This is a genomic window from Blautia hansenii (genome assembly GCF_013304445.1).
Classification (GTDB): Bacteria; Bacillota; Clostridia; order Lachnospirales; family Lachnospiraceae; genus Blautia.
Window position 1 is genome coordinate 17,856 of record NZ_JAAITA010000003.1, and the last position, 13,227, is coordinate 31,082.

The window sequence follows — 13,227 nt, forward strand, 5'->3', positions numbered from 1 at the left end:
ATTGTTCACTTTTGCCAGGGGGTATGTTATAATGAAAGAACCATAGAATATACAAGAGGTGATTGCATGATAAAGAAAGAGATGATTGCAATGTTGCTGGCAGGCGGACAAGGCAGCAGATTAGGCGTTTTGACTGCAAAAGTTGCCAAACCGGCCGTGACATTTGGTGGAAAGTATAGGATTATAGATTTTCCACTCAGTAATTGCATTAATTCAGGAGTGGATACCGTAGGTGTGCTGACACAGTATCAGCCGCTGCGTCTGAATACCCATATCGGAATTGGAATTCCCTGGGATTTGGACAGAAATGTGGGAGGGGTTTCCATTCTGCCCCCATATGAGAAGAAAACAAATACCGAGTGGTATACCGGTACGGCCAATGCTATTTACCAGAACCTGGCATACATGGAAAATTTTAATCCGGATTATGTGCTGATTCTGGGCGGCGACCATATTTATAAGATGGACTACGAGGTGATGCTGGATTTCCACAAGGCAAATAAAGCAGATGTTACCGTAGCCTGTATGCCGGTGCCATGGGAAGAAGCATCTCGCTTTGGACTGGCTATTACTGATGAAACCGGAAGAATTACAGAGTTTGAGGAAAAACCTGCAGAGCCCAAGAGCAACCTGGCTTCTATGGGGATTTACATCTTTAGCTGGCCGGTGCTGAAAGAGGCGCTGATTGCTTTAAAAGACCAGTCCGGCTGCGATTTCGGAAAACACATTCTTCCGTACTGCAAGGAAAAAGGACAGAGGCTTTTCGCTTACGAATACAATGGATATTGGAAGGACGTAGGAACTCTCGGTTCTTACTGGGAAGCCAATATGGAACTCATTGATATTATCCCGGAATTTAATCTGTACGAAGAGTTCTGGAAAATTTATACGAAAGGTGATATTATTCCTCCACAGTATATTGCCGCAGATGCTGTTGTAGAAAGAAGCATCATCGGAGAGGGGACAGAAATTTACGGGGAGGTACATAATTCGGTTATCGGCGCCGGCGTCACCATTAAGAAAGGGGCTGTTATTCGGGACTCCATTATTATGAAGCAGACCACTATCGGCGAAAACAATGTGATTGATAAAGCCATTATTGCCGAAAATGTTACAGTAGGGGACCATGTGGTTATGGGCGTGGGAGAAGAAGTGCCCAATAAGCTGAAACCTAACGTGTATTCTTTTGGTTTGGTAACGGTAGGAGAAAATACAATCATTCCTTCCAACGTGAAAATTGGAAAAAATACAGCGATTGTAGGAAAGACTTCTGCTGAAGATTATCCGGAAGGTATTCTGGAAAGCGGTGAAACATTGAATAAGGAAGGTGAGACAGAATGAGAGCGATAGGTATTATTCTTGCCGGCGGCAATAATCACAGAATGAAAGAATTATCACAGAAGAGAGCCATTGCGGCTATGCCTATCGCGGGCAGCTACCGCAGCATTGACTTTGCTCTCAGCAATATGTCCAATTCCCATATTCAGAAAGTAGCTGTGCTGACACAGTACAATGCAAGGTCTTTGAATGAACATTTAAGTTCTTCCAAATGGTGGGACTTTGGAAGAAAGCAGGGGGGACTTTACACCTTTACTCCGACTATTACACCGGACAATAGCTTCTGGTATCAGGGGACTGCAGATGCTATTTATCAGAATCTGGATTTTCTGAAAAACAGTCATGAACCTTATGTTGTCATCGCATCCGGAGATTGCGTGTACAAGCTGGATTACAACAAAGTTCTGGAATATCACATTGCCAAGAGAGCAGACATTACTGTGGTATGCACCGATGTGCACGGAGATGATGCCACAAGATTTGGCTGTGTGAAGATGAATGAGGACTGCAGAATTGAAGAATTTGACGAAAAACCGATGGTGGCACAGTCCAATACTATTTCTACCGGTATTTACGTTATTCGCAGAAGACAGCTCATTGAACTGATTGAAAAATGCGGACAGGAAGACCGCCACGATTTTGTAAACGATATTTTGATTCGCTATAAAAATCTTAAGAGGATTTACGGATATAAGATTCACAATTACTGGAGTAATATTTCTACAGTAGAATCTTATTACCGCACCAATATGGATTTCCTGAAGCCGGAAATCCGGGAGTATTTTTTCCGTCAGTATCCGGGAGTACAGTCCAAGATTGACGATTTGCCTCCTGCAAAATACAATCCGGGAGCTTCTGTGAAAAATAGTCTGATATCCAGCGGATGTATTATCAACGGACAGGTGGAGAATTCGGTACTCTTTAAAAAGGTTTTTGTAGGAAATAACTGTGTGATTAAAAACTCTATTATTTTAAACGATGTATATCTGGGCGATAACACACACATTGAAAACTGCATTGTGGAAAGCAGGGGCACGATTCGGGCCAATTCTTATTACAGTGCGGAAGAAGGCATCAAGGTAGTGATAGAAAAGAACGAACGATATGTTCTTTAAAAAGACAAAAAGCACGACTGCATAAGGCGGCTAGGAAAGGGGAAGGTTGTATGAATATCACAGACGTAAGAGTAAGACGCGTAGCAAAGGAAGGCAAAATGAAGGCGGTGGTATCCATTACCATTGACGAGGAATTTGTAGTACATGACATTAAAGTCATTGAGGGAGAGAAGGGCCTGTTTATTGCTATGCCAAGCCGTAAAGCCACAGATGGAGAATATCGGGATATTGCACATCCGATTAATTCAGCAACACGTGAAAGAATACAGAATATTATTCTGGAAAAATATGAACAGGTACTTGCAGAAGAACCTTTAGAGGAAGCAGCAGAAGAATAAGGAAAACGCAAAAAAGCCCTGGGACCGGAAATGGTCTGGGGCTTTTTTTACGTGCGAAAAGAGGAATTATCCCATCTGACGCCAGCCGGATGGATATTTGTTTTTCAGAGTGCTGCCCACAGCCTTTCCCCATCCAAGAGGGAAACCGTCAGTACATACCAGCTGCCAACCGTTTTGGGCCGGGGTTTCTGCTTCGGAAAGAAGCAGAGTTTCTCCTTTTAAATAGCGGGCGATTCTTTCATCAGAGGAAGATAGGTTTATCACGTGCGCATAGTCCTCTCCCGAAAGAGCCATGGCGAAGGGCTGGGAAGGTTCAAAGCGATTTTTCTTTAATTCGCCTAAAAACAGTCCGTTCCGCAGGAATTTAATACCTTTTAAGCTGCAGGTGTCTTTATCCGGCAGATAATATACATTGCTGCCCCGGACTTCCATTTTCTGAAAATCATAGGGCGCGGATACATTTTGGAAAAAATCTTCCAGAAGTTTTTGGGAAATCTTGTCCAGTTTGGTTCTTGGTCTGTCAGAAGAGGGAGTCAGGGTTCCTTCTTTTTCCATAAGAGCCAGAAAATGGCCTTCTCCATCCATGCGGTGAGGGAAAATGCGGACACATTTTGCCAGTCGTTCATCGTTGTTTCCAAGAGAAGGATAGCCGGGGGCAAAGCCTTCATAAGGGGCAATATCCAACAGTTTCATCTCAGGAAAGTGTTCCAGAACATAGGAAATCAGACCTTCATTTTCCACGGGGGAAAAGGTACAGGTGGAGTACAGCAGCCTGCCGCCGGGTTTCAGCATGGAAATGGCGTTGGCAATAATGTCTTTCTGGATTTTTCCGAAAAATTCCGGACGGGTTTCGTCCCAGGTCTTGGCAACATCGGGGTCTTTGCGGAACATACCTTCCCCGGAACAAGGAGCATCTACCAGAATTTTATCAAAAAATTCCGGGAAATATCCGGCGAGACGTCCGGGTGTTTCGTTGGTGACCATGGAGTTGCGGATGCCGAAAAGCTCCAGGTTTCTCAGCAGGGCCTTTGCACGGGAATTACTGATATCATTAGCCACGAGAAAGCCTTTTCCCTGCAGTTTGGCGCCCAGGGCCGTGGCTTTTCCCCCCGGTGCGGCGCATAGGTCCAGCACATATTCCCCCGGTGTGATTTCCAGCCGTTCTGCAGGGGTCATGGCACTTGGTTCCTGAAGATAGTACAGCCCGGCGGCATAGTAGGGGTGTCTGGAAGGCCGTTCCTCTTCGCCGTAAAAGAAACCATTGGACACCCAGGGAATGGGGGTCAGAGAAAAGGGAGAGATTTCCAGAAATTTCTCCACGGAAATCTTGTTGGTGTTTACGCGCAGACCGAATTTACGCGGTGCTTCATAACTTTTATAAAAAGCAGGGTATTCCTCCTGCAGCATTTGTTCCATGCGGGATAAAAATGAGGATGGCAGTTGTTCCATTACAGATTCCTTTCTTAAATAAATATAAATCGTTTTATGTCCAGCTATATTCATTCAAATTCAAATCATCGAACGTGGTATCTTTCTCTTTGGAAAGCCCGGCTTCAAAAATTTCATGCAGAAGATAGGACACAGTGTCGTTAGGGGCCTGTTTCCAGAAATTGTCCAGCCATGTGCCTGTATCCAGAATCATAGAAGATAAGAGCTCAGGATTGTTCTGGCATTTCTGCCACAGTTCTTCGATTTCGTCCAGGAATTTGTACTCATACATGTCCTGAATAAATTTATGCAGGGCATTTAATTCCAGATAATCTGTCAGAAGAGACAGACGGCGAAAATCATCAAAGGACATATTCATTTCATTTAATATTTTCTTGCGGTCATCTTCTCCGCAAATGCTGTAAAATACAATTTCATCTAACATTAATTTTTTTTTGAATTCATCTGCTTTTGACATTTCATATACGCTCCTTACTGTAACCCCAGAGTTACTATTGGTTACTATTATAAAACTACTTGAGCAGGAAATCCAGAAAAAAGTGAAAGAAGTGCAAAGTAATAGTTTGCACAATGCGTTTTTTGAGAGGATTCTGTGTAACTCCTTAAAAAGAGGGGGTTCAAGTGGAGCTGTGAAAAAGAAAAAACGCCGGAAAGTCTATAAAACAAGACTTCCCGGCACCTTTCATAACGAATCGAAGCGACGTGATTCGAACACGCGACCTCTGCGTCCCGAACGCAGCGCTCTACCAAACTGAGCCACGCTTCGATGTCAATGTGTGTTCAACAAATGATATTATATATAAGAAAATTGGAAATGTCAACAAAAATATGAAAAAAATTTGAGAAAATCCTTCGGGTTCTAAGGCAGGATGGGAATACATATATTTTAAGGATAAAGTTTCAGAAGAGAGGATATATGTCCGGTTATCGCAGATTTATAGCATATGTGTATGAATACCGAGAAGGAAGAAAGGGGGAGGGCAGAGGTTTTATCAAAGTGGAAGCCCGTAATGGCACCTGCCGTATGCGCTGTAAACTCACAGGAATTTATGAAAAGGAAACAGCACCGGCGAAAGTATATGGATATGTGCGGGAGGAAGGCGGGTGTACGGGCATTTTTCTGGGAGACTGCAATCTGGCAGGAGAACGGGTAGAATTTGAACTGGAGACACCCGAAGAACATATGGGAGAGAGCCGATATGGGCTTGGGGATTTATGCGGCCTGATATTGCTGGCGGATTCCGGAGAACTGTATGGAAGCGGTTGGGATGAACTGCCGGTAAACCTGCAGGAAATAAAGATTCCAAAGGCACAGCAGCGGGAAATAGAGAAGGAGAGCAGAGAAGTGCAGGCTGCGCAGACGGAGGAATACATAGAGGGAGAAGAGGAGAACGATAGCCGTTTTTCGGAAAAGGAGGACAGGGAGGAAAATCTGCAGGAAGAGGCGGAGGAAGAAACGCTTGTAAGAGAGCCGGTAAAAGAGCCGATGCAGAATCCGGGAAAAGATATGGAAAGAGAACCTGAAAATGCAGAAGAGAATGGGACAGCAGAGTATAGAGAAGAGATGGAGGAGGAAGATTTTGACGCAGAACCGGAAGAAGTTGAACGTGCAGATGAAATATTGAAACGAGAGACGGAACTGCCTTCTTTCTGTGATAATGGAATTACCCAGTGCCGGAAAATTACTCCCGGGGATTTGGGAATTTTAAACAGAAGAGACAGAGGATTGCTGACGAATCGTTTTCTCAGGCATGGATTTTCCAGGTACGGACACCTGCTTATAGGAAAACGGGAAGAAGACGGCAGGTACATTCTGGGTGTTCCGGGGGTTTACGAGAGCCAGGAAGCTTTGATGGCGGGAATGTTCGGGTTTCCTTATTTCAAGGAAACAGGAGGAGCCAACGGACATTCCCGGTATTTCGGATACTGGTACCGCATGATAGACAGACCCCAGGGGATGGAATAAAGAGGGCCGGTGGCTGCAGCAAACAACATGGTTCTGGCAGCCGCCGGGCAAAACAGCAATATTTCTACTTGACCCGCCAGGGAGTGCGATATATAATAAAAGCTGTTCGGAGACATATCGAAGTGGTCATAACGAGCCGCACTCGAAATGCGGTTGTCCGCAAGGGCACGTGGGTTCGAATCCCACTGTCTCCGCTTGGAAAATGGGGAGTGTCGCTTTTCACGCATGTCAAGCGATGCTCCTTTTGTATAACAGGATAGTTCCGTGAAAGGGGACAGAGTATGACAGAAGATGAAAAGTTTATGAAAGAAGCAAAGAAGCAGGCTATGAAAGCGTATGCATTGAAAGAAGTTCCCATTGGCTGTGTCATTGCATATGAAGGGAAGATCATTGCCAGAGGATATAACCGGAGAAATACAGATAAAAATACTGTGTCCCATGCGGAAATCAACGCAATCCGGAAGGCCAGCAAGAAACTGGGGGACTGGAGACTGGAGGGCTGTACCCTTTATGTGACTCTGGAACCCTGTCAGATGTGTGCAGGAGCCATTATCCAGGCCAGAATCGACCGGGTGGTCATAGGCAGCATGAATCCCAAAGCAGGATGTGCGGGTTCGGTGCTGAATCTGCTGGAAATGGATGGCTTTAATCATAAGGCACAAGTGACAAAAGGGGTTCTGGAAGAGGAGTGCAGCAGTATGTTGACTGGATTCTTTAAAGAATTGAGAGAGGAAAAGGCAAAGAAAAAACAGGAAGAAAAGGAGCTGGGATTATGACAAAACAGGAATTTCAAAATCTGGTGAAACAGGACATTGTAATTTTAGATGGGGCTACAGGTTCCAATCTGATGAAAGCCGGTATGCCGAGAGGCGTCTGCACAGAACAGTGGATTTGCGATAACCCGGAGGCTATTACCAGGCTGCAGAAGGCCTATCAAGAGGCAGGGTCTCAGATTGTTTATGCCCCTACCTTTTCGGCCAATGCCATAAGCCTGCAAAATCACGGTCTGGAAAAACATGTCCGGGACTTGAATTTGCGTCTGGTGGACATTTCCAGACAGGCTGTGGGGGATTCCTGCCTCATTGCCGGAGACCTGACTACCACGGGAAAACAGGAACTGACTTATGAAGAACTCCTGGGCGCATACAGGGAGCAGATCGAGGCGCTGATGGAAGCAGGAGCAGACCTGCTGGTGGCAGAAACCATGCTGGGAGTGACAGAGCCTATGGCTGTGCTGGATGCAGCGGCAGGGGAACTTCCGGTTATGTGCACGCTGACCGTGGAATCGGACGGCAGTCTGTTTTTCGGCGGAAATATTTATGAAGCAGTGGAGACCTTGGAGGAAATGGGAGCCGCTGCTGTGGGAATCAACTGTTCTACCGGACCGGATCAGTTGTTTTCCGTGGTAGAAAATATGAGAAAAAGAGTGCAGATTCCATTGATTGTGAAACCCAATGCCGGTATGCCGGTGATAGATGAAAACGGCTGTCCGGTATACTCCATGGGAGCAGAGGAGTTTGCCGGACATATGAAGCGCATGACAGAAATCGGTGCGAATATTGTAGGCGGGTGCTGTGGAACAACTCCGGAATATATCCGACAGGTGAAGGAAGCCTTGGGAAGACAGCGTTAGTCGGAAGGTTTTTTTGCCCATTGTCTTCGGAGAAAGAGCAACAGACCTGTAAACAGGAAAATAAGGAGAACGATTTTGGCAGCCCTGGTATAATTTCCAAAATACCGGGCTGCTTTTTGCCAGGAAGCGCCGGCCCAGGCTCCCAGGGAAATGAGAATGGTATTCCACAGCAGACTGCCCCAGACAGTGAGCCACAGAAAACGTGGAAAATTCATATTTGCCATACCTGCGGGAATGGAAATCAGGCTTCTGACAATGGGAATGAAGCGGCAGAGGAAGACCGTATAGTTTCCTTTGCTGTCGAACCAGGCCATGGCTTTTTGAATGTCTTCTTTTTTCAAACGAAGAGCTTTTCCCACGGGTCCGGAAATCAGGGAATCCATTTTGGAAGGGGAAAGCAGTTTTCCAAGCGCGTACAGAAAAATAGCTCCCAGCAGACTGCCAAAAGTCGCGGAAAGTATAGCGCCCGGTATGTGCAGAGTGGTGTAAGTGGTGAGAAATCCGGCGAAGGTGAGGATGGCTTCAGATGGAATGGGGGGAAAGATATTTTCTATCATAATCAGAAACGCAATTCCCACATAGCCATATGTACCCATGAGTTGGAGTATCCAGTGATTCATAGACCAAAAGAACCTCTTTTTTTCAGTTTATGCAATAGAAAGTGGAAATATAAGCAGGATTATCTGCCACTGGAAATGTGTTATCAGAACGTAATTCAAATTTTTTCACCGTGCGCCGCCCTTCGAAATTCTCTCATGAACGTTACCTCTACAGTTAACTCGGCCCAGGCACCCTCACGGCACACAAGAGCTTCTGCTTAGTGCTGCTGCATTCCTGCCCTGACACGGTTCACAGATTCCTGTTGCGTAAGACCCAAACGTCAACGCCACTTATAGAGGGCAGCTTCACAAGAAGAAATCCCTCGGTTTGGCAACACCCCTGCTGTAGCGGATTGCAGGTACAGGGCACCGCTATCTCCCCGGCTGCACGGTAGTTTACAGTATAACGGGTTTTCAAAGATTTGTCAACAAATATGTGCCGCCTCTTGACAAACGCTTCAAATTCCAATAAAATTCAAAATAGCAGAAGGTTTTTCATATAGATTCAGAAACACCTCTGCCCTTGAATTGGATAAAATATCAAAGAGGCGAAGAAGAGGAATAGTATGTACACGGAACTCCAAAGAGAGAAAGCCGTCCGGTGAAAGGCTTTTGTGGGAAGTATACAGAACCTGCCTTGGAGCTGTCTGCGAAAAGCAGAACGCGGGCTTTGGCGTTAAAAGAGCAAAGGAAGTGAGCAGTCCGGATTTTAGATATAGAAGAGAAAGACAGGACGGCTAAGAAGGGTGGTACCGCCGAGACGAAGACATATCGGTCCCTGATAACAGGGCTGAGCGTGTCTTTTTTTATTTTTATTTAAGAAAGCACACGCTGCGCCGGAGACACACTTACAAAGAAGCAAATAAGAAAAAAGGAGAAATGTTATGGCAAACAACAAAAAGCTGGTAGAGGCCATTACCTCTATGGAAGAAGATTTTGCGCAATGGTACACAGACGTAGTAAAGAAAGCGGACTTGATTGATTACACCAGTGTAAAAGGCTGTATGGTTATCAAACCGGCAGGCTACGCAATCTGGGAAAACATTCAGCACGAACTGGACAGAAGATTTAAGGAAACAGGGGTGGAGAACGTATATCTGCCTATGTTTATTCCGGAAAGTCTCTTACAGAAGGAAAAAGACCATGTAGAAGGTTTTGCGCCGGAAGTGGCATGGGTAACACACGGAGGTCTGGAACCATTGCAGGAAAGACTTTGTGTGCGTCCTACTTCAGAAACTCTGTTCTGCGATTTCTATGCAAAAGAAATTCAATCCCACAGAGATTTGCCAAAGGTGTATAACCAGTGGTGTTCGGTTGTGCGCTGGGAAAAAACCACAAGACCGTTCCTTCGTTCCAGAGAATTTCTGTGGCAGGAAGGACATACCGCACATGCAACTGCAGAAGAGGCAGAGGCAAGAACGATACAGATGCTGAACATTTATGCAGATTTCTGCGAAGAAGTGCTGGCGATTCCGGTTATCAAGGGAAAGAAAACAGACAAAGAGAAATTTGCAGGTGCAGAGGCTACTTATACCATTGAATCCCTTATGCATGACGGAAAGGCGCTGCAGTCCGGTACCAGCCACAATTTCGGCGACGGCTTTGCAAAGGCTTTCGGTATTCAGTATACAGATAAGGAAAATAAACTGCAGTATGTACACCAGACTTCCTGGGGTATGACAACCCGTATGATTGGCGCAATTATCATGGTACACGGGGACAACAGCGGTCTGGTACTGCCGCCGAGAATTGCTCCCGTGCAGGCAGTTATCATTCCGATTCAGCAGAGAAAAGAAGGCGTGCTGGAAAATGCCCGGAAGCTGGAGACACAGTTAAAGGCAGCAGGTATCCGCGTGAAGACAGACGTGACAGACAAGAGTCCGGGATTCAAGTTCGCAGAGCAGGAAATGAGAGGTATTCCGGTTCGTATCGAATGTGGTCCTAAAGATATGGAAGCCAATCAGGCCGTTGTAGTAAGAAGAGATACCAGAGAAAAGATTACGGTTTCTCTTGATAATCTGGCAGAAAGCGTACAGCAGATTCTGGATACCATGCAGAAGGACATGCTGGAGAGAGCCAGAACACACAGAGAAGCGCACACTTATGAAGCGACAGATTACGAAAGCTTTCAGAAGACCGTGGAAGAAAAACCGGGCTTTGTGAAAGCGATGTGGTGCGGCTGCAGAGAATGTGAGGATAAGATTAAAGAAGACGTACAGGCAACCTCCAGATGTATTCCTTTTGAGCAGGAAAATCTGTCTGATAAGTGTGTTGTCTGCGGAAAACCGGCCAAAAAAATGGTTTACTGGGGGCGTGCATATTAATTATGAAGCTTGAAGTTCCGAAAAAGGTACAGAGGATTATCAGGACTTTGCAGGAACAGGGATATGATGCTTATGCGGTAGGAGGCTGTGTTCGTGACAGCCTCCTTGACCGTTCTCCCGCAGATTGGGATATTACCACTTCTGCAAAGCCTATGGAAGTAAAGGAAATTTTCAAAAGAACCGTGGACACGGGCCTGCAGCATGGAACTGTAACCGTGCTTATGGAAAAGGAAGGCTTTGAGGTTACCACTTACCGGATTGACGGGGAGTATGAAGACAGCCGCCACCCCAAGGAAGTGATTTTCACGGGAAATCTGGAAGAGGATTTAAAACGCAGAGATTTTACCATCAACGCTATGGCGTACAATGATGAAACGGGTCTGGTGGATGTGTTTGGCGGAATCCGGGATCTGGAGAGCCAAATTGTCCGGTGTGTGGGAAATCCACGGGAGAGATTTACAGAAGACGCCCTGCGGATTTTAAGAGCCGTACGGTTTTCTGCACAGCTTGGATTTGCCATAGAAAAAGATACTGCATATTGGGCAAAGGCGCTTGCACCTACCCTGGAGAAAATCAGTGCGGAACGGATACAGACAGAACTGGTGAAGCTTTTGGTCTCCGCTCATCCCCAGTATCTGAAAACTGCGTGGGAACTGGGAATCACCCAAATTGTGCTGCCGGAGTTTGATGCCATGATGGAAACCCCTCAGAATACACCGCACCACTGTTACAGCGTAGGGGAACATACCTTAAAGGCGCTGGAATACACAGAAGCGGACAAGGTGCAGCGGCTGGCTGTACTGTTTCACGATATGGGAAAACCGGCCATGCGGACCACAGACGAGCAGGGTCTTGACCATTTCCATGGACATCCCAAAGTAAGCGCAGAACTGGCGAGAAAAATCCTGCGCAGGCTGCGGTTCGACAATGATACCATTCGAAAGGTGACGGAGCTGGTATCCTGGCATGAATGTCCATGGGAGTGTACGCCAAGGTCTCTTAGACGGGCTTTGAGCAAAATGGATGCAGAGCTGTTTCCCGTACTTTTGAAAATCCGCAGGGCGGATGTGCTGGCTCAGAGCGAATACCGCAGAGAGGAAAAGCTGGAAAGACTGGAAGAGAGCCGCAGGCTCTATGAAGAAATCCAGAGAAAGCAGGAGTGCATTTCCGTAAAGATGTTGGCAGTGTCCGGAAAAGACCTGATTGCCGCAGGCATGAAGCCGGGAAAAGAAATAGGAGATACCTTAAATGCCTTTCTGGAACTGGTTCTGGAAGACCCGGAGAAAAATACAAAAGAATATCTGCTCTCAAAGGTAAGAGAATCCTTGTGAACACGGCTTCTAACCCCCAGGTTTCGTGCATAGAATGAAAAGAGCGCGAAGCAAGAATAAAAGGGGGAGAAGCGAGTGTATGACCGTGGATTAAGTGTCTTAGAGCAATACGGCCTGGAGTCCAATGCCGTGTACCGCACAAGAGGAGCCCTTGTCTGTGAAACAGGACAGGGAAGAGTGCTGATAAAAGAGTTTGGCGGTACACCCAGAAAATTGGAATGCCAGGCTCTTCTTTTGTCCGATATTTCCGGGAAAAGCCAGGTGCTGACAGACGAAATTCTGCCCAATCTGGAAGGCGGCTATATGTCTTTGGACAAGGAGAATGTGCCGTATATTGTGAAGCGGTGGTATGAGGGGAGAGAGTGTGATACCAGATGTGAAGAGGACATCTGTACCGGGGCGGCTGCTCTGGCAAGTTTACATAAAGTAATGAAAATGCCGGTGCAGGAGCATTATGTCCGGGAATCCCTGTCCCAGGAATACAGAAGGCACAATGCGGAACTTCGCAAAATCAGAAAATTTGTGTCCGCCAAGAAAAAAAAGAATGATTTTGAACTGCAGTTTCTGGACAGTATCCAGTGCTTTCTGCAGCATGGAGAGACAGCCCTTGACAGGCTGGAGTCCTCCGGATATGAGAAACTGCGTGAGCATGCTTTGGGGGAGGGTACGGTCTGCCACGGGGAATATAATCAGCATAACGTCTGGATTTTAAAAGACCATGAACATGCGGCAGTGACGAATTTTGATAAATGGAGCTTCGATGTACAGGTAGCAGACTTATATCAGTTTATGAGGAAAATTATGGAAAAATATGACTGGGACAGAAAACTGGGGGAAAAGCTTCTGGAGACGTATGAAGAAATCCGCCCGCTTTCTAAAGAGGAGAGAGAATATCTGTCCATTCGTTTTTCCTATCCGGAGAAATACTGGAAATTGGCTAATTATTATTACACGCACAATAAGGCGTGGATTTCGGAAAAAAATGTGGAAAAATTAAAGAAAATCACGTCACAACACGACAAATGGCGAAATTTTTCAGAAAAAACAGGGATGTAAATGTGACAAATGCCTGTGCAGTATTTGAATTTTGACCTATGATAGTGTATAATAACCACAAAAAGAATTGCGCGGCAA

General features: G+C 45.9%; 12 protein-coding genes, 2 tRNA genes, 1 other RNA gene and 1 other annotated feature. Of the genes, 10 read left to right on the plus strand and 5 right to left on the minus strand.

Going from position 1 to position 13,227, the window contains the following annotated elements; all coding sequences use genetic code 11:
• The first annotated feature begins 66 nt into the window (after positions 1–66).
• The 3 genes from G5A70_RS03455 to spoVG are packed head-to-tail and all read left to right on the plus strand — an operon-like array spanning position 67 to position 2,791.
• Positions 67–1,341, plus strand: a complete 1,275-nt coding sequence (locus tag G5A70_RS03455) for a glucose-1-phosphate adenylyltransferase (protein WP_173748057.1) — start codon at positions 67–69, stop codon at positions 1,339–1,341.
• Positions 1,338–2,453, plus strand: coding sequence for a glucose-1-phosphate adenylyltransferase subunit GlgD (gene glgD / locus G5A70_RS03460; RefSeq protein ID WP_173748059.1), 1,116 nt, complete (start codon positions 1,338–1,340; stop codon positions 2,451–2,453). Before G5A70_RS03455 ends, glgD begins: the two co-directional genes overlap by 4 nt.
• A 50-nt stretch (positions 2,454–2,503) precedes the next feature.
• Positions 2,504–2,791: a septation regulator SpoVG gene (spoVG, locus tag G5A70_RS03465; RefSeq protein ID WP_173748061.1), complete on the plus strand. Its 288-nt coding sequence runs from the start codon at positions 2,504–2,506 to the stop codon at positions 2,789–2,791.
• A 66-nt stretch (positions 2,792–2,857) separates the two neighbouring features.
• Here spoVG and G5A70_RS03470 read toward each other — a convergent pair whose 3' ends face one another.
• The 3 genes from G5A70_RS03470 to G5A70_RS03480 all read right to left on the minus strand — a co-directional run bounded on the left by G5A70_RS03470 (position 2,858) and on the right by G5A70_RS03480 (position 5,006).
• A complete protein-coding gene (locus G5A70_RS03470; protein ID WP_173748063.1) occupies positions 2,858–4,240 on the minus strand; it encodes an RsmF rRNA methyltransferase first C-terminal domain-containing protein in 1,383 nt (460 codons plus the stop codon).
• 34 nt (positions 4,241–4,274) lie between these two features.
• A complete protein-coding gene (locus G5A70_RS03475) occupies positions 4,275–4,697 on the minus strand; it encodes a hypothetical protein (RefSeq protein WP_173748065.1) in 423 nt (140 codons plus the stop codon).
• Between the two features lie 235 nt (positions 4,698–4,932).
• Positions 4,933–5,006: transfer RNA gene (locus tag G5A70_RS03480), tRNA-Pro, on the minus strand.
• 150 nt (positions 5,007–5,156) lie between these two features.
• On the opposite strand from G5A70_RS03480, the gene G5A70_RS03485 reads away from it, so the two are divergent.
• The 4 genes from G5A70_RS03485 (at position 5,157) to G5A70_RS03500 (ending at position 7,839) form a co-directional block, all read left to right on the plus strand.
• The gene (locus G5A70_RS03485) at positions 5,157–6,206 is read left to right on the plus strand and encodes a DUF6128 domain-containing protein (protein ID WP_173748067.1); all 1,050 of its coding nucleotides are present in this window, start codon (positions 5,157–5,159) and stop codon (positions 6,204–6,206) included.
• A gap of 108 nt (positions 6,207–6,314) precedes the next feature.
• A tRNA-Ser gene (locus tag G5A70_RS03490) sits at positions 6,315–6,400 on the plus strand.
• Positions 6,401–6,487: 87 nt separating this feature from the next.
• Entirely contained in the window at positions 6,488–6,982 is a 495-nt protein-coding gene (gene tadA / locus G5A70_RS03495; RefSeq protein WP_173748069.1) for a tRNA adenosine(34) deaminase TadA, read from the plus strand.
• Complete coding sequence (locus G5A70_RS03500) at positions 6,979–7,839, plus strand: homocysteine S-methyltransferase family protein (RefSeq protein ID WP_173748071.1); 861 nt, start codon at positions 6,979–6,981, stop codon at positions 7,837–7,839. Before tadA ends, G5A70_RS03500 begins: the two co-directional genes overlap by 4 nt.
• On the opposite strand, the gene G5A70_RS03505 is transcribed toward G5A70_RS03500, so the two are convergent.
• Together G5A70_RS03505 and ffs are read right to left on the minus strand one after the other, a co-directional pair.
• Positions 7,836–8,459, minus strand: coding sequence for a DedA family protein (locus tag G5A70_RS03505; RefSeq protein ID WP_173748073.1), 624 nt, complete (start codon positions 8,457–8,459; stop codon positions 7,836–7,838). The two genes, G5A70_RS03500 and G5A70_RS03505, sit on opposite strands and share 4 nt — an antisense overlap.
• Positions 8,460–8,567: 108 nt before the next feature.
• Positions 8,568–8,830, minus strand: an RNA gene (gene ffs / locus G5A70_RS03510) — signal recognition particle sRNA large type.
• Between the two features lie 150 nt (positions 8,831–8,980).
• Positions 8,981–9,221: a binding site (T-box leader), on the plus strand.
• Positions 9,222–9,322: 101 nt separating this feature from the next.
• Here ffs and proS point away from each other — a divergent pair.
• The 3 genes from proS (at position 9,323) to G5A70_RS03525 (ending at position 13,149) form a co-directional block, all read left to right on the plus strand.
• Entirely contained in the window at positions 9,323–10,762 is a 1,440-nt protein-coding gene (gene proS, locus G5A70_RS03515) for a proline--tRNA ligase (protein ID WP_173748075.1), read from the plus strand.
• A 2-nt stretch (positions 10,763–10,764) separates the two neighbouring features.
• Positions 10,765–12,093, plus strand: coding sequence for a CCA tRNA nucleotidyltransferase (locus G5A70_RS03520; protein WP_173748077.1), 1,329 nt, complete (start codon positions 10,765–10,767; stop codon positions 12,091–12,093).
• A gap of 75 nt (positions 12,094–12,168) precedes the next feature.
• Positions 12,169–13,149: a CotS family spore coat protein gene (locus tag G5A70_RS03525; protein WP_173748079.1), complete on the plus strand. Its 981-nt coding sequence runs from the start codon at positions 12,169–12,171 to the stop codon at positions 13,147–13,149.
• The last annotated feature ends 78 nt before the right edge of the window (positions 13,150–13,227 follow it).